This window comes from Streptosporangium sp. CA-135522 (assembly GCF_050949235.1).
Lineage (GTDB): Bacteria > Actinomycetota > Actinomycetes > Streptosporangiales > Streptosporangiaceae > Streptosporangium.
Map to the genome: position 1 here is coordinate 5,539,191 of NZ_CP192026.1, position 15,121 is coordinate 5,554,311.

The 15,121-nt window shown below is 70.4% G+C and carries 14 protein-coding genes; 6 read left to right on the top strand and 8 right to left on the bottom strand.

Going from position 1 to position 15,121, the window contains the following annotated elements:
* Positions 1-61: 61 nt before the first annotated feature.
* Positions 62-1,258, top strand: a complete 1,197-nt coding sequence (locus ACQPYK_RS26320; RefSeq protein ID WP_433235992.1) for a PucR family transcriptional regulator — start codon at positions 62-64, stop codon at positions 1,256-1,258.
* On the opposite strand, the gene ACQPYK_RS26325 is transcribed toward ACQPYK_RS26320, so the two are convergent.
* Together ACQPYK_RS26325 and ACQPYK_RS26330 are read right to left on the bottom strand one after the other, a co-directional pair.
* The gene (locus tag ACQPYK_RS26325) at positions 1,245-2,090 is read right to left on the bottom strand and encodes an SGNH/GDSL hydrolase family protein (RefSeq protein WP_433235995.1); all 846 of its coding nucleotides are present in this window, start codon (positions 2,088-2,090) and stop codon (positions 1,245-1,247) included. The two genes, ACQPYK_RS26320 and ACQPYK_RS26325, sit on opposite strands and share 14 nt — an antisense overlap.
* A 176-nt stretch (positions 2,091-2,266) precedes the next feature.
* Entirely contained in the window at positions 2,267-3,385 is a 1,119-nt protein-coding gene (locus ACQPYK_RS26330) for an alkaline phosphatase PhoX (RefSeq protein ID WP_433235998.1), read from the bottom strand.
* A gap of 366 nt (positions 3,386-3,751) precedes the next feature.
* Between ACQPYK_RS26330 and ACQPYK_RS26335 the strand changes: the two genes are divergently transcribed.
* A complete protein-coding gene (locus ACQPYK_RS26335; RefSeq protein WP_433236001.1) occupies positions 3,752-4,378 on the top strand; it encodes a VOC family protein in 627 nt (208 codons plus the stop codon).
* 306 nt (positions 4,379-4,684) lie between these two features.
* Here the strand turns inward: ACQPYK_RS26335 and ACQPYK_RS26340 are convergent, their stop codons facing one another.
* Together ACQPYK_RS26340 and ACQPYK_RS26345 are read right to left on the bottom strand one after the other, a co-directional pair.
* Entirely contained in the window at positions 4,685-5,350 is a 666-nt protein-coding gene (locus ACQPYK_RS26340) for a LysE family translocator (protein ID WP_433236004.1), read from the bottom strand.
* 41 nt (positions 5,351-5,391) lie between these two features.
* Positions 5,392-6,375, bottom strand: a complete 984-nt coding sequence (locus ACQPYK_RS26345) for a helix-turn-helix transcriptional regulator (protein ID WP_433236007.1) — start codon at positions 6,373-6,375, stop codon at positions 5,392-5,394.
* A gap of 57 nt (positions 6,376-6,432) precedes the next feature.
* Between ACQPYK_RS26345 and ACQPYK_RS26350 the strand changes: the two genes are divergently transcribed.
* Complete coding sequence (locus ACQPYK_RS26350) at positions 6,433-7,191, top strand: DeoR/GlpR family DNA-binding transcription regulator (RefSeq protein ID WP_433236010.1); 759 nt, start codon at positions 6,433-6,435, stop codon at positions 7,189-7,191.
* On the top strand, positions 7,139-8,431 hold the full coding sequence (locus ACQPYK_RS26355; protein ID WP_433258917.1) for an MFS transporter: 1,293 nt from the start codon (positions 7,139-7,141) through the stop codon (positions 8,429-8,431). Before ACQPYK_RS26350 ends, ACQPYK_RS26355 begins: the two co-directional genes overlap by 53 nt.
* Here ACQPYK_RS26355 and ACQPYK_RS26360 read toward each other — a convergent pair.
* A complete protein-coding gene (locus ACQPYK_RS26360; RefSeq protein ID WP_433236013.1) occupies positions 8,410-9,174 on the bottom strand; it encodes a TSUP family transporter in 765 nt (254 codons plus the stop codon). The genes ACQPYK_RS26355 and ACQPYK_RS26360 overlap by 22 nt on opposite strands.
* A 120-nt stretch (positions 9,175-9,294) precedes the next feature.
* Between ACQPYK_RS26360 and ACQPYK_RS26365 the strand changes: the two genes are divergently transcribed.
* Entirely contained in the window at positions 9,295-10,518 is a 1,224-nt protein-coding gene (locus ACQPYK_RS26365; protein WP_433236016.1) for a sensor histidine kinase, read from the top strand.
* A 196-nt stretch (positions 10,519-10,714) separates the two neighbouring features.
* Here ACQPYK_RS26365 and ACQPYK_RS26370 read toward each other — a convergent pair whose 3' ends face one another.
* Positions 10,715-10,918 carry a cold-shock protein gene (locus ACQPYK_RS26370; protein ID WP_203954033.1) on the bottom strand — a complete coding sequence of 68 codons (204 nt, stop codon included), beginning with the start codon at positions 10,916-10,918 and terminating at the stop codon, positions 10,715-10,717.
* Between the two features lie 683 nt (positions 10,919-11,601).
* Positions 11,602-12,450, bottom strand: coding sequence for a TetR/AcrR family transcriptional regulator C-terminal domain-containing protein (locus tag ACQPYK_RS26375; protein ID WP_433236019.1), 849 nt, complete (start codon positions 12,448-12,450; stop codon positions 11,602-11,604).
* A gap of 63 nt (positions 12,451-12,513) precedes the next feature.
* On the opposite strand from ACQPYK_RS26375, the gene ACQPYK_RS26380 reads away from it, so the two are divergent.
* On the top strand, positions 12,514-14,250 hold the full coding sequence (locus ACQPYK_RS26380) for a right-handed parallel beta-helix repeat-containing protein (RefSeq protein ID WP_433236022.1): 1,737 nt from the start codon (positions 12,514-12,516) through the stop codon (positions 14,248-14,250).
* 76 nt (positions 14,251-14,326) lie between these two features.
* Here ACQPYK_RS26380 and ACQPYK_RS26385 read toward each other — a convergent pair whose 3' ends face one another.
* Positions 14,327-14,899 (bottom strand): TetR/AcrR family transcriptional regulator, encoded by a 573-nt coding sequence (locus ACQPYK_RS26385; RefSeq protein WP_433236025.1) that lies wholly within the window; start codon positions 14,897-14,899, stop codon positions 14,327-14,329.
* Between the last annotated feature and the right edge of the window lie 222 nt (positions 14,900-15,121).

A 15,121-nucleotide genomic window follows, 5' to 3' on the forward strand; every position in this document is an offset into this window, starting at 1 on the left:
GTCGTTCACGTTCATACCCGGCACGGTTCAGAGGGTCGATATCACGACCTGATGTGAGAAAGTGGCAGACGTGCTCATCCTGGCCGGATGTCCCGTGCACGAACTGCTGGAACGCCAGGCGACCAGCCTGGCCAGGCAACTCGTGCACGTCTTCGTCGAACAGATCCCCATCTACCGGCGACTGCCCAGGGAGGAGCTCGACGGCGACATCACCGGGATCACCGAGCACAACCTGCGGATGATCTCTGAGATGTTCCGCCATGGGCGCCCGCCCACCTCCGCCGAGCTGGCTCCGCTACGCGCCTCGGCCGCACGTCGCGCCCAGGAACGAGTACCGCTCGAAGCCGTACTGGCCGCCTACCATCTGGGCGCCCGCTGGGTCTGGGATCGCCTGATCGCCACCGCCACACCGGCCGACTTCACGGCGGTGCTCCATATGAACCGCCTCATCCTCGTCTACACCGAAGCGGTGACCTCCGCTGTGTGCACCGCCTACCTGAGGGAGCGCGAGGGCATGCTCAGCCAGGAACAACACGCCATGCACGCCGCCGTCTCCGCACTGCTCGGCGGCGATCACACGGCCCTGGCAGCGGTACGGCCGGCACCCGGCTACCTGGTCATGGCGATCACGGTGGGCGCACACCCCGACGAGAAGCAGGACGAGCCCGGCGGATCGATCGCCGCCCGCCGCAAACTGGCCAGGCTCAGAGACGCCGTGCAGCGTTACGCCACCGAACAGGTCCTGTTCGTGCTCGACGCGACGGGCGGGCTCGTGCTGCTGCCCTACGGCGGCGAGGCGCCGAGTGCGAGCGAGGCCGTCGAGGCGATGTCCAGGGCGGCGGGGGTGCCGATCTGGGCGGCGACCGAGCAGGCGGCGCCCGCCGACGTCCCGGCCGCCGCACGGGTGGCAGAGGAGGTGCTGGAGGTGGCGCGGGTCTTCGGGCGCCCGCCGGGCGCCTACCGGCTGGCCGACGTACTTCTGGAGTATCAACTCACCCGGCCGAGCCGGGCCACCGCCAGGCTCGCGGGTCTCCTCGACCCTCTGGTGGGCAACCCCGACCTGCTCAGGACGCTCAAGGTCTACCTGGAGACCGGGCTCGACCGCCGCCGCACGGCCGAACTGCTGCACGTGCACCCCAATACCGTCGACTACCGGTTGCGGCGGGCGGTGAGCCTGACCGGGCTCGACCCGGCCGACCCGGCGCAACTCCAGCAGATCGGAGCCGCGCTGGCGGCCAGGAGGCTCACGCCCCGCTGACGGCGGCGATCACCGCGTCCGCGAAGCCGCGCATGCCACGCGCGTTGGGGTGGAAAGGCGCCGCCGGCGAAGCGGGGACGTAGGGCTCGATCCACCGCGTCCCCGTCGAGGCGCACGGGTCGTGGCCCGTGCTCGGCGTCTGCAGGTCGACGAAGGCGACGCCCGCCGCCGCCGCCTGCTCCGCCAGCGCCTGGTTGAAGTACTGCAAGGTGGCGCGGATGTAGTTGGCGTCCTGCTTGATGATCGGCACCCGCGGGTAGCAGCCGTTGAGCGGGGCATAGGTCCCGTAGCCCACCACGAAGATCTTGGCCTGTGGCGAGCGGGCACGGATGTCGGCGACCAAAGCGGTCAGCTTCGGACGCAGCGCATCGGTCTTGACCCGCCAGGTGTCCTGGCCGTTGTCGATGTAGTCGTCGTTGCAGGCATCGCCCACGGGCGGCGGCAGCAGGTTCAGGCAGTCCTCGATGAACCCGGTCAGCCCCACGTCGTTGGCGCCGATCTGTACGGTGACCAGCGTGGTGTCCGGGCTGAGCGCGTCCAGCTGCGGCGGCACCGAGCCGAGGTCGGTGCCCTGCGCGTTGTACATGTCCCTGGTGTCGGCGCCCGAACAGGTGACGTCACGGAACTCGGCGGCTCCGACGGCCTGCGCGGTGAGGTGGGCGTAGTTGTGGTCGGAGCGCCAGCACCCGAGGTCGGGCACCACCTGATCGGGCACCAGCGGCCCGGAGGCGGCCGAGTCGCCCAAGGCCACATACACCTCACCGGCCGAGGCGTGGGCGGGCTGGACGGCGGCGACCAGCAGGACGATCGCGGCGATCACTGATCGGATCACGCTGAGCTCCCTTCGAAGAACATCGGCTCTGCCGTACGAGATCGGAGCAGGAACCCGGCTGCCGCGGCGCGGGAAAGCCGAAGATCGCCGTGCTCGGCCCGAGACCGAACGTGGTGATCGCCGGCGCGATGGGCGGGAGGGCTCCGGCCGGGAACGCAAGGGGATGCTCCCGGGGATCAGCGGCGGAAAGGCCCGCTGATCTCATAGGTGATGCCACCCGTCCCCGCCCGTTCGCCGCTGGTGCCGCGCTGGGAGGAGAAGTACAGGCGGGTTCCGTCGGGAGAGAAGGCGGGACCGGTGATCTCGGACTCGTTCTGACCGTCGAGCCGCATGATCGGCGCGACCACCCGGTCCGGAGTGATGATGTTGATCTCCATGTTGCCGCCGTCCTCGGCGACGTAGAGGTCACCACCCTGGGTGCCGGTGATGTTGTCGACGCCGTCGAGCGTGCCGGTGCCGTCGTAGATCGCGCTCACCGTCTGGCGGACGGCGTCGTAGGCCCACACCTTCCGATCGCCCTTGGCGCTGAAGTAGCAGATCCCATTCGTGTAGTGGCAGCCCTCGCCGCCGTCGAAGCGCCTGGCCTCGCTCACCTGATGCCTGGTCTGCCTGTGGAAGACGCCGGGCGCCGGTTCGGGCACCTGGCGCCAGAGGTCGTCGGTGCAGAAGACCTCAAGACGACCGCTGGACAGCTCACCCCAGACCTTCGGGACGAAGCGGTAGAAGCAGCCGTCCCCCTCGTCCTCGGTCAGGTAGACGACCCCGTGGTCGGGGTCGCAGGCGGCGGCCTCGTGCTTGAACCTGCCCATCGCCGGACGCTGCAGGGCGTCGCGCGCGCCGTACGGATCGGTCTCGTAGACCTTGCCGCGGGAGATCTCCTCACACGACAGCCAGGTGTTCCACGGCGTGCGCCCGCCCGCGCAGTTGAGGTTGGTGCCCGACAGGATCCGGTAGGCCCGCTCGATCGAACCGCCGGCCCTGAACTTGATCGCCGAAGCGCCTCCGACCAGCGGGACCTCGGAGTTGGACACATAGATCCAGCCGGCGCCGTCGGCGAAGCAGGCACCGCCGTCCGGAGCCGGATGCCACAGGGTGCCGCCGACGGAGTGGCCCGACCTGGCAACCACCCTGCTGCTGAATCCGGCCGGCAGTGCGACGCCGTTGGCGTCGGGCGCGCCGAGCGGACCGTACGGGCTCTCGCCCGCGGCCACCGAGGAGGCGAGCGCGGCGTCCTGCCACAGGGTGCCGGACAGAGCGACGGCGGAGAGGGACACGATGAAGGTACGGCGCTGCATAGGGGCTCCAGTGATCGCCTACATTTCTCCCCCTCAAACCATGGGCTGGCGGCGGTCTTCTGGGAACTGGAGGAGACGGTAAATCCGAGCGGTCAAACCTGTGACGGATCACAAACCTCAGATGGGCCCTGTGCGGCGTATCGCCACGGCCTCTTCTCACCGGGGGCCGGAGGTCTTCCGCGCGCCGCGGCGACTACGACGACCCGGCCGGCCTGCGCGAGGCGTTCGCGTCGCCGCCGGAGAACTGACCAGCACCGGCGGACGTGGCCTCGACACCGCCCTCCGTGCCGACCTCGCCGAGGCCGCCGCCATCGTGCTGACCGGTGACGGGCATCTGGGCCGCGCCTACGACTTCACCGGCCCGCTGTGGACCTACCTCAGCTCGCCCAGACCCTCGCCGAGGTCTCCGGCGTCCCGGTGGCCTACCGCGAGGTGCCCGACGAGGCGAGCGGCGCTCTGCGCCGGCTCAACGGCCAGGTGCGCGCCGGCGCGCCTCATCGGGCGGCACCCGTGCGAGCCATGGTGCGGACACGTCCGATTCCTTCAAGACGAGGGGCCATCCGGGTCCGTACCGTGGCGGGCATGGCACCTTCGTTCAACGTGGTCGGCCTCGTCGTGGCCGACATGGGCAAGTCATTGACCTTCTACCGCCGGCTCGGGCTGGACATCCCGCAGACGGCGGACACCGAACCGCATGTCGAGGTGACCCTCGCCGGCGGGCTGCGACTCGTGTGGGACGGCATCGACGTCATCCGCTCCTTCGACCCGGAATGGATCCCACCCCACGGGAGCGCCCGGATCGGCCTGGCCTTCGCCTGCGACAGCCCCGAGGAGGTGGACCGGGTCTACGCCGATCTCGTCGAGGCCGGCTACGAGGGGCACAAGCAGCCCTGGGACGCGTTCTGGGGGCAGCGTTACGCGCTGATACGCGATCCGGACGGCAACGCCGTCGACCTGTTCGCGCCGCTGCCGGAGGCGGCGCCCACCGCCTGAGCCTGCTGCTGATCGGGCTCGGGGTCGTGCGTGAGAGCCGATGGCGACAACGACCCATGCCCTTTACAAAGTAGATCAGGTAAGGAGGTCAACGACCACAGGCGGGGCCGTGGTCGGGGCCGCGCTCATCGACAGCGGAGCGTCCTCGCATAGTGGTCCGTCGCTCTTGGCGCCGAAGTAGACCCCGATCGTGCTGGACACGCCCAGACGCCGCGTGCCCCACCCCTGCGCCGCCTGCACGATGTCCAGCAGCCCGCCGAGCGCCCTTCGTGTCGCCTCGACCGGCGCGTCAGGAAAACGACGGCGTCATCGCGCCTCCCCCACCAGCCGCAGGCCGAAGCCGATCAGCACCACGCCGGAGATCACTTCCAGGCGGCGGCGCACGGCCGGCCGATTGAAGATCACCTCAGCCCGTGCCACCGCCCAGATGAACAGGCCGTACCAGACGATGTCCACCAGCACCCACAGCACCGCGAGCATCGTCAGCGTGAGCGGCACGTTCGCTCCCTCGGGAACGAACTGCGGCAGGAACGACATCGCGAACACCGCCGCCTTCGGATTGGCCAGGCAGGTGGTGAGTCCGAGCAGATAGGAGCGCCGCCGGCCACCCGCGGCCTCCGGCTCCGGCTTCGACTCCGGCCGGGCCTGCGGCTCCGGTTCCGGCGGTACGGCCCCGCCCTCGCGCCCCCTTCCACGCCGGGCGTTCCAGAGCGACTGGGCGCCCATGGCGACGAGGAACAGCGCACCGGCGACCCGCATGACGTCGTAGGCCACCTCCGAGGCGAGCACCAGCGCCGACAGGCCGAACGCGGCGGCCAGCCCCCACATCAGGATGCCGGTCTCGTTGCCCAGCGTGGCCGCCAGGCCCGGACCCCGCCCCGACCGCAGGGTCTGGCGCAGGATCACCGCGGTGCTCGCACCGGGGATCATGGCGAGCAGGAAGCACGAGCCGATGAAGGCGATGAGGAACATGTGATTCATCATCGCCAGCACCCACCATGATCGGCAATCGATTAGTCTCGGCGCTCGCCGTACAACTCGGCGAGCTCGGCGACCGTGGCGGCCATCCGGGCGCGCAGTTCGGGAGGCTCGAGGACCTCGATGTCGGCGCCCAGGCGCAGCAGCACCCAGGGGCCGTGCTTGATCGACTCGATCGGCAGGCGCACGACGATCCAGCCGCGCTCGTCGGGCGGCCCGGCCTCGGCCAGCGCGGCGTCGCCGATCTCGGCGCCGACCGTGTAGCGAAACAGGTCCTTGACTTCGGGGGCCATCCGCACCAGGGCCTCCTCGGTGTACATCCGTGCCCGGAAGTCCGCCGCGTAGGTCTCCCAGTAGGCGGCCAGGTCGAAGTCGGCGGGCCGTTCGAAGCGGTCGTCGAGGAGCTCGGCGGCCACGATGCGCGCGACCCGGTAGGTGCGCGGCGCTCCCCCGTCGGCGGCGGCCACCATGTACCAGGATCCGCCCTTGAGGACGAGACCGTAGGGGTGGGCCAGGCGCTCGACGTCGCGCGGACCCCAACGGCGGTAGGTCATGCGCAGCGGTCGCTGGTTCCACACCGCGTCGGCCGCCTCTCCCAGGAAGGGCGCCTCGTCCGTCCCCCGATACCAGCCCGGGACGTCCAGGTGGAAACGCTCACGCATCCGGGCCGCGTGAGCGCGCGGCTCGGGAGGCAGCGCGGCGAGCAGTTTCAGCTCCGCGGCGGCGGCCACGTCCGCCAGCCCGAGCTCGGCGGCGGGACCGGGCAGCCCGGCCAGGAACAGCGATGACGCCTCCTCGGTGGTCAGGCCGTTGAGGCGGGTGCGGTAGCCGTCCAGCAGCCGGTATCCCCCGGCGGGGCCGCGATCGGCGTAGACCGGGACGCCCGCCGACGACAGGGCCTCCACGTCCCGGTAAACCGTCCGGATCGACACCTCCAACTCCTTGGCCAGCTCGGTGGCCGTCACGCGCCCCCGGGTCTGCAGGAGCAGCAGGAGTGACAACAGACGACTCGCGCGCATGGAAGCCATTGTCCCGCACGATTGCCAAATCCACATCCACCATGTTCAAATGAACACATGGAAAGTGCTGATCGGATGCGATCGATCATGTCCGCGCTCCGCACCAGCGACACCGTGTCGGTGGCGGAGCTGGCCGTCGAGCACGCGGTGTCGGAGATGACCATCCGCCGCGACCTCGACGAGCTCGCCCAGCAGGGTGTGGTGCGGCGGGTGCGCGGCGGCGCGGTGAGCCTGTTGCTGCGCGGTGAGGAGCCACCGTTCGGGGTCCGTGAGCGTGAGGCGGTGGAGACCAAACGGCGCATCGCGGCCGCGGTCGCCGCACTGCTCACCGATGGGGAGGCGGTGCTGCTGGACGGCGGCACCACCAACCTGGAGGTCGCCAGGGCGATCCGGGACCGCCGCCTGACGGTCCTGCCGCTCTCCCTGCAGTCCGCCCACGAGCTCAGCACGGCCCCGCGGATCCGCCTGGTGCTCCCCGGCGGCGAGGTGCGCCCCGGCGAGCTCAACTTCGTCGGCCCCCTGACCCAAAACTCCATCCGCTCCCTGCGCTTCGACACCGCGGTCATCGGCTGCTGCGGCCTGACCGCCCAGCACGGCCTGACCGCCCACGACCTGGCCGACGTCGCCGTCAAGCAGGCGGCGATCGCCTCGGCCCGCCGCGTCATCGTCGCCACCGACTCCGGCAAGTTCACCCGCACCGCCTTCGGCGCCGTCTGCTCCCTGGATCGCCTCGACATGGTGGTCACCGACACCGCGCTCCCCCCTGCCGAGGACGACGCCCTCACCGCCGCGGGCGTCATCGTCCGCACCGTCTGACTGGAGCTCTCCCCTCATGCACCTCACCACTGCCGATCGCGGCGCGCTCCTGCGCGGCCGGATCGCGGTCTGCCTGCTCTTCCTGCTCTCCGGCATGGCCATCGGCACCTGGACGGCGCGGATCCCCTCGATCAAGCAGGCGCTGGAGCTGAGCGACGGCCGGCTCAGCATCGGCCTGCTCGGCATCGCCGCCGGGGCGATCGCGGGCATGCAGGCGGTGGGCCGCCTGGTCGACCGCCACGGCAGCGTCAAGGTGATGTTGCCGATGGCCTTCGCGCAGAGCGTCGTGCTGATCCTTCCGGCTTACATGCCGAACCTGGTCACTCTGGCGATCTCGCTGTTCGCCTTCGGCGTGGTGCACGGCACGCTCGACGTGGCGATGAACGCCAACGCCGTCGAGGTCGAGCAGGCCATGGGCCGGCCCGTCATGTCCTCCTTCCACGCGGTGTTCAGCATCGGGGGGTTCCTCGGCGCGGCCGTCGGCGGCCTGCTCGCCCATGCCTCCCTCACCCCCGCGACCACCTTCACCGTCACGGCGGTGGTCATCGCCGTCCTGGCGCTGTGCGCCTCCCGCTGGGCGTTCACCCCTGTGCGGGAGCCCGTCCAGGAAGCCGCCGCCGGCACGGCGGCGGGCAGGAGCCGCGGATTGATGTTCCTGGGCGTGCTGGGGATCTGCTGCATGATCGGAGAGGGCGCGGCGGCGGACTGGAGCTCGGTCTACCTGCGTGACGACCTCGGCAGCTCGGCCGGGTTCGCCGCGGCGGCCTACGCCGCCTTCTCGATCATGATGACCGCCGGCCGCCTCGCCGGAGATCGGCTGACCGCCCGGCTGGGCCCGGTGGCGCTGGTGCGCGGTTGCGGGCTGCTGGCCGCCTCGGGGTTCGGACTCGCCCTGCTGATCGGCCATCCGGTGGCCGCGGTCATCGGCTTCGGCTGCTTCGGCGCGGGCCTTTCCTGCATCGTCCCGCAGGTCTTCTCCGCCGCCGGCCGCCGCGATCCGGCTCGCGCCGGGCAGGCCCTGGCCCGGGTGGCGAGCCTGTCCTACGTCGGTTTTCTCTCCGGCCCGGTGCTGATCGGCAGCGTGGCCGAACTGGTGGGCCTGCCGCGCGCTCTGGCCATTCCCGTCATGCTGGCGGCCTTCGTGGCGCTGACGGCGTCAGCGCTCCACACCCGTCCTTTACAAAGGAGATCAAGTAATGCGGAAGGAGCGACGCGCGGTCACTGGGCGAACCGCTCGTAGCCGAGCTTGGCCACCATCACGACCACTACGCACAACAAGACGACGCGCACGAATCCGGCTCCTCTGCGCAGAGCCATCCGGGCGCCCAGCTGGGCCCCGGCGATGTTGCACACGGCCATGGCCAACCCCAGCAGCCACAGCACATGCCCCTGATAGGCGAAGACCAGCAGGGCGCCCAGGTTGGTGCAGGAGTTGATGATTTTGGAGTGGGCCGAGCCGTTCACGAAGTCCATGCCGAGGATCGTGGTGAAGGCGATGATCAGGAAGGTGCCGGTGCCCGGCCCCAGGATGCCGTCATAGAAGGCGATCCCGGCGCCGGTGGCCACGATCGCGGCCATGGTCCTGGCGCGGGTGCGCAGGTGCGACTGGGGATGGGTGCCGAAGGCCGGGCGGAAGGTGACGAACAGCGCCACGCCCACCAGGGCGATCATGACCAACGGGGTGAGCACGTCCTTGGAGATCGCCGCCGCCGACGCCGCGCCGAGCCCGGAGAAGGCCACCGCGCCGAGCCCGGCGGGCACCGCCACCCGCCTGTCGATCTTGGTGGTCCTGGCGTAGGTCACGGCCGCCGAGGCCGTGCCGAAGATGGCGGCGAACTTGTTGGTGGCCAGCGCCTGCACCGGCGAAAGCCCTGCCATGAGGAGCACGGGCAGCTGCAGCAGCCCTCCCCCGCCGACCACGGCGTCGATCCATCCCGCTCCGGCCGCGGCGACGAGCAACAGGACAATCTCCGCTATATCCACGCCAATCCCCCGAATCACGCATCCGCCTGGCAGAGCGTACCGACATCTCCCCCGCCCGGGGGAGACGGTCCCTCTCCCCCGGGAGGACACCCGCCCGCGAAAGCTGGGAGCATCGGGGGCGTGAGACGCATTCTGACCCCGCTGACCAGCTCCTCCACCTACCTCAGGTGGACGAGCCTGATTCTGGGCGGCGCGCTGGCCACGCCGTACGTCATGGTCGGCACGGTGGCCTCCGAGCTGCTGAAGCGCTCGGAGGCGAAGGCTTACGCGCTGGTGTCCACCGAGCCTGCCGTCTTCGTGGCAGTGCTCCCCCTGATCGCCCTGACAGGGCTGTTCCTACCGATACGCGCGCTGGAGTCAACCGCCGCGCGAGGCCTGCTGGGCGTACGGATCGACCCCTCCCCGGCCCGGCCGACACGGACCTGGGCCGAGCGACGCCGTACCGCGGCCTGGTTCACCCTGCACCTGGGGATCGGCGGGCCACTGGCGGGGGCGACGCTCGCGCTGGTGCCGTTCATCATCTGGCTGTCCCTGCTACCCCTGCTGGGCGATCGGCTGGGGTTCTTCGGCACCAGGCTGGCGGCCGGATGGAGCAGCGCGTGGGCGCCGGTGGCCGCGATGGCGACGCTGGTGCTGCTCGTCTACACCGCGGCGGGTGCGGGGGCGCTTCTGGCGCGACTGGCCCCGGTGCTGCTCGGACCCGCGCCGGCCGACCGGCTGGCGGTGCTGGAGGAGCGGGCCCGGCGGTTGGCCACGCGCAATCGCCTCGCCCGCGAGCTGCACGATTCGGTGGGGCACGCGCTCAGCGTGGTGACCGTCCAGGCGGGCGCGGCCGGGCGGGTGCTCGACCGGGATCCGGAGGCGGCGCGGACCGCGCTGGCGGCGATCGAGGAGTCGGCGCGGTCGGCCCTGGAGGATCTGGATCACGTGCTCGGCGTGCTACGCGAGGAGGAGCGCGGCGACCGCGCCCCGGCCAGGAATCTGACCGACCTGCCCGAGCTGGTTCGCTCGACCGGAGCCGCCGCCGAGGTCAGCGGTGACCTGTCCGTATTGCCCGCCCTGGTGTCGCGGGAGGCGTATCGCATCGTCCAGGAGGCGCTGACCAACGCGATCCGGCACGGCTCCGGAAAGGTCCGGCTGGCGGCGGCCGTGCACGATGACCACCTCGCGCTGGAGGTGTGCAACCGGATCGGGGAGCGAGCGGCACGGATCGGCGGGCGCGGAGTGGCGGGCATGCGGGAACGGGTGACGCTGCTGGGCGGCCGCATGGACGCCGGGGCGGCGGACGGGGAGTGGCGGGTGGCGGTACGGCTACCGCTGCACGGCGCGCGGGAGCCCGCCTGAGCAGTACGCCGGCCGGCTGACCTCGCCCTCGTGGACGGCGCCATGGCCACCGCGCGAATGTCCGGCAAGAAGCCGCGGGTGAGGATCAGGGCTTAGGACGGCAGGCTCGACGGCACTCCGAGCAGGGAGTGCCTGTTACGACACGAGCCGGGCCCGCATCTTTCGGATGCGGGTCCCGGCTCGTGGGTGCGCTGCGTCAGACGGGCACGATGTTCTCGGCCTGCGGGCCCTTCTGGCCCTGCGTGACGTCGAAGGACACCTTCTGGCCCTCCTGCAGCTCACGGTAGCCCTGGGCGGCGATGTTCGAGTAGTGGGCGAAGACGTCGGCGCCGCCGCCGTCCTGCTCGATGAAGCCGAAGCCCTTTTCCGCGTTGAACCACTTCACGGTTCCGGTAGCCATATCAATCTCCTTCGATAGGGGCAGAGCTGAAATCCGCACTGCACGAATTCCGCGTCGCCGCAATGAGCCCGTCCGGAGATGACCGGAAAAACAAAAATGCGCCTGAGGATCGCATCCGTCAGGCGCACACAGAGTTTCATGGGTACCACAACTGCAACAAGACCCATGGTAGCACCTGGGCGGGCGAACATGCGAACCCGCCCGAGCGCCGGGCGGCCGATTCCACCGAACGAAAGCGGTTCGTCGCCCTTCAGGGAACGAGGATGATCTTGCCGCGGGTCTGGCCGGCCTCGCTCCTGCGGTGGATCGAGGCCGGCTCTGCCAGCGGGCGGGATTCGGCGATGTCGAGGGCCAGGTCACCGGCATCGACGAGGGTGACGAGTGGAACGTGCGCGCCGCGCCTGCGGGGACCTTCTCCACGGCGGCGGTGACCGGTGCCGGGCCGGGGGTCATCTCGGCCTGGGCGCGCAGGATGTCGTCCACGGCCTCGAGCGGCCGGCCGCGGGCGAGCATCTGCCGCCGCTTCACCGCCCTGGCCGGCCAGCCGCCTCTGACCTACCTGACCTGGTGGCGCCTGACCAGCGCGGCCGGCCACCGACGCGACCGAGGGCTCGCGCCGAGGCCGATCATCGAGGGCGTGCCGCGAAGCTCCGGGCCCTGCGGGCCGCGCGGCCGGGCAGGCCTCAGCCGGATCTGCGTTTCCTGTAGGCGCGCTGCTGGCAGGCGCGCGAGCAGTACGCCCGGGGCCGCCCCGAGGACGGCTGCTCAACGGGGTTACCGCACACATGGCATGTCGATATTTCATCACGCCTTTCATCACGAGATTGGATGAGAAGCTCGATGCCGTCGAGCACGCGCGCCAGCCCGAACTCGAAGGGCTCCTCCGGCCGGTCATAACCCCCCGCCTCCCACAGGAAGGAGAGAGTCGGATAGCGGTCGAGCCGGGCGAAGAGCGAGTCGCGGGCACCCCACCACTCCTCTTCGCTCACCCCACTGCTCCGCTCGGCCTGCGCGGCCTCCACCAGAGCCAGCGTCTCGGCGTCGACGAAGCGGCCGACCAGCCCTACCGCCGCGATGACCTCGGACGGAGCGAGGCCGGTGCCCGCGAGGATGCTCAACATGCACTCGTAGTGGGCCACCGCGTTGGGCCCCGGCACATGGCGGGTTCCCCGCACCTCGGCCAGCCACGGATGCCGCTTGCGCAGCTCCCAGCCCTGCCGCGCGCACGCTTCCAGCCGCGGACGCCACCCGCTTTCGGCCGCCGGCTCCGGCGGCTCCCCCAGCACGGCGTCGCGCATGAGGTCGACGAGATGATCTCGGCCGGGCACGTGGCGGTAAAGCGACATCGTGGTGAAGCCCAGCCGCTCGGCGACCTTGCGCATCGACAGTCCCGCCAAGCCCTCGGCGGCGGCCACCTCGACGGCGGCGCGCACGATCCGGCCCAGGCTCAGCCTGGACCTCGGCCCGCCGTCGCCCTCCCGCCACAGGAGCTCGACCCCGTGGTCGGGATCCCCCGTTCTGCCTCTCACCATCCCCACCTCTCTGTTTATGATATCTATATGTGTACACCATAAACAGAAAAGGATGATGTTTTCATGGCCGACTTCTACGTCTCCCCGACCGGGGACGACTCCGCGCCGGGCACCCCGGAGCGTCCGTTCGCCACGCTGCACCGCGCGCGGCGTGCGGTCAGGGAGGTGACCGGCGAGGTCGTCGTGCATCTCAGAGCGGGTACGCATGTGCTCGCCGAGCCCCTCGAACTCACCGAGGACGACTCCGGTCGCGACGGTCACCGGATCGTCTACCAGGCATACGGTTACGGCAGCGGCGAGCAGGAGCGGGTCGTCATCAGCGGCGGCCGCGAGATCACCGGCTGGCAGGAGCGGAACGGCGCGTGGCTGGCCGAGGTCGGCGGCCTCGACACCCGCCAGCTCTACGTGGACGACCGCAGGGTCGAGCGCGCCGGCATCGACGGGCTCCCCGGCGCCGCGAGCAGAACCGGGACGGGCTACGTCACCGACAGCACGGCTCCACTGGACTGGCAGGCCCCGTCCGGGGTCGAATTCGTCTACCGAGGCGTCTACCCCTGGACCGAGGCCCGCTGCGCCGTCGCCACCGTCGCCCGCGACGGCGACTCCACCACGATCACCATGACGCAACCCGCCTTCTCCTGGGCCACGGACCTTTACAACTCCGCCTGGGACGGGCAGGTGATGTCGGGCCCCGGCCTGCCGACCCGGGTGGAGAACGACCCGGCCTTCCTCACCGAGCCCGGCACGTTCGTCCTGGATCGCTCGCGTCCGGGCGACCACCTCCTCCACTACCTTCCCCGTCCCGGTGAGCACCCGCTGCGCACTCGCGTGGTGGCCCCCGCCCTGGAGACGCTGCTGCACGCCATCGGTGCCCGCGATGTCTCTTTCAGGGGCTTGGTCTTCGCCGACGCCACGTGGCTACGGCCCAGCGGGAACCGGGGCTTGCTGCATTACCACGGGAGCGGCTACTACGACGGCGGCGCCATCGACAAAGTGGTCCTGGTCGAAGAGCAGGCGTGGGTTACGGTGCCCACCGAGTCGAAGACGATTCCCGCCTGCGTGACGCTCGACGGGACCACCGGGGTGCGGTTCGAGGACTGCCGCTTCACCCGGCTGGGGGCCACGGGACTGGGCGCGGCCGGTGGTGCGGACCTCACGGTGCGCGGCTGCGACTTCGACACCCTCGCCGCCTCCGCCATCGCGGTCACCGGCGGTCGTGACGTGCTGATCGAGGACAACCTGATCGAACGCATCGGCCTCGACTACTCCGGCTCTCCCGGCATCGCGCTCCTGCGCACCGTGGACTGCACCGTCGCGCACAACCATGTCTCCGACGTCCCCCACTGCGGCATCGTGGCGGGCCCCGGGCAGGGCACCCGCATCCTGCGCAATCTCACCACCGCCACCATGGGCGTGCTGGCCGACGGCGGAGGCGTCTACCTGTCCGGACCGCAGGGAGACTCCCACCAGAACGGTGCGGTGATCTGCGGAAACGTCATCAAGGACACGCGGACGCCGTACAACTTCGCCCTTTACACCGACTACGGGGCCACCTGGGTGACGGTCGAGGAGAACGTGGTCATCCGCGCGGACAACACCGCCATCCTGTTGGTCAGCCCACCGCTGGAACACGTCGTCTACCGGGGCAACTTCTGGGACGCCGACCCTGTGGGCAGCGACGCCATACCCACGGGTGTCATCTACGAGGGCAACACCACCCTCGCCGACGAGGACGAGCTGGACACGGCCACGGCCGCGATCCAGGCCCGTGCGGGCCTCTTGCGAGGCGCGTCCCGCTGATCCTGCCAGGCGGAGTCCAGCGGCCCCGCAGTACTCGCAGTTGTTCTCCACGCTCGCGGTGATCTACACCGGGAAGTCAGCCCACGAAGCGGCTGATCAGTATCGACAGCCGTCGATCGTGCTCCTCATACCGGAGCCGGCCGTTGCGCATGAGCGTGAGAAGCCCGTGCAGCCCACTCCAGAAAGTCTCGGTGAGCGTCTCCAGATCGTCGTCTCCCGCAAGTGGCCGCACGGTCTCACGTAGCTCGGCGAAGGCCTCGTGCAGAGCGGCCGGCGCCTGAGGGCTGGCGAACGGCAGGTCGATGGCGTGGGTGAACATCGCGTCGTACAGCGCGGGTCGCCGCTCGGCGTACGCGGCGTACGCGGCACCGACGTTGGTAAGGGCCTGCTGCGGATCGGCGGCCGACGTGCGGGCCGCGCGCAGCTCGGCGGCGAGCTCGGCGAAGCCCTCCACCGCGACCGCGGCCATGATGGCGCCCTTGCCTTTGAAGTGACTATAGAGGACCGGCTGGCTGTACTCGATCTCCTCCGCGAGCCGCCGCGTGGTCACCGCGTCCCAGCCTTCTGATTCGGCCAGCTCCCGCGCGGCCGTGACGATCAGCCGCTCTCGCTCCGCCCGCTCGCGCTCCCGGCGCGTCTGGATCGACATGACTGCGATTCTAGCCTCGCTAGTGTTCCTTTCGAGGCTACTCCTCTCACTTCCGGGTCCGTGACGCCGGTGAGTTTCACTTCCGGGTCCGTGACGCCGGCGGGTTTCCGATCCGTGACGCTGGTGGAAGGTGTCGGACGCTTCAACCGTCGGGGCGCCCGCCGAGGGACGTCTCATCAGGCTCACACCGGCGGTGGCACCCGTGCAGCCATGGCAGATACG

Bases quoted from the DNA above. Each gene is read 5' to 3' on its own strand.
- ACQPYK_RS26330 (WP_433235998.1), bottom strand. From the start codon at position 3,385: ATGCAGCGCCGTACCTTCATCGTGTCCCTCTCCGCCGTCGCTCTGTCC.
- ACQPYK_RS26340 (WP_433236004.1), bottom strand. From the start codon at position 5,350: ATGTTCCTCATCGCCTTCATCGGCTCGTGCTTCCTGCTCGCCATGATC.
- ACQPYK_RS26345 (WP_433236007.1), bottom strand. From the start codon at position 6,375: ATGCGCGCGAGTCGTCTGTTGTCACTCCTGCTGCTCCTGCAGACCCGG.
- ACQPYK_RS26350 (WP_433236010.1), top strand. From the start codon at position 6,433: ATGGAAAGTGCTGATCGGATGCGATCGATCATGTCCGCGCTCCGCACC.
- ACQPYK_RS26370 (WP_203954033.1), bottom strand. From the start codon at position 10,918: ATGGCTACCGGAACCGTGAAGTGGTTCAACGCGGAAAAGGGCTTCGGC.
- ACQPYK_RS26375 (WP_433236019.1), bottom strand. From the start codon at position 12,450: ATGGTGAGAGGCAGAACGGGGGATCCCGACCACGGGGTCGAGCTCCTG.
- ACQPYK_RS26380 (WP_433236022.1), top strand. From the start codon at position 12,514: ATGGCCGACTTCTACGTCTCCCCGACCGGGGACGACTCCGCGCCGGGC.
- ACQPYK_RS26385 (WP_433236025.1), bottom strand. From the start codon at position 14,899: ATGTCGATCCAGACGCGCCGGGAGCGCGAGCGGGCGGAGCGAGAGCGG.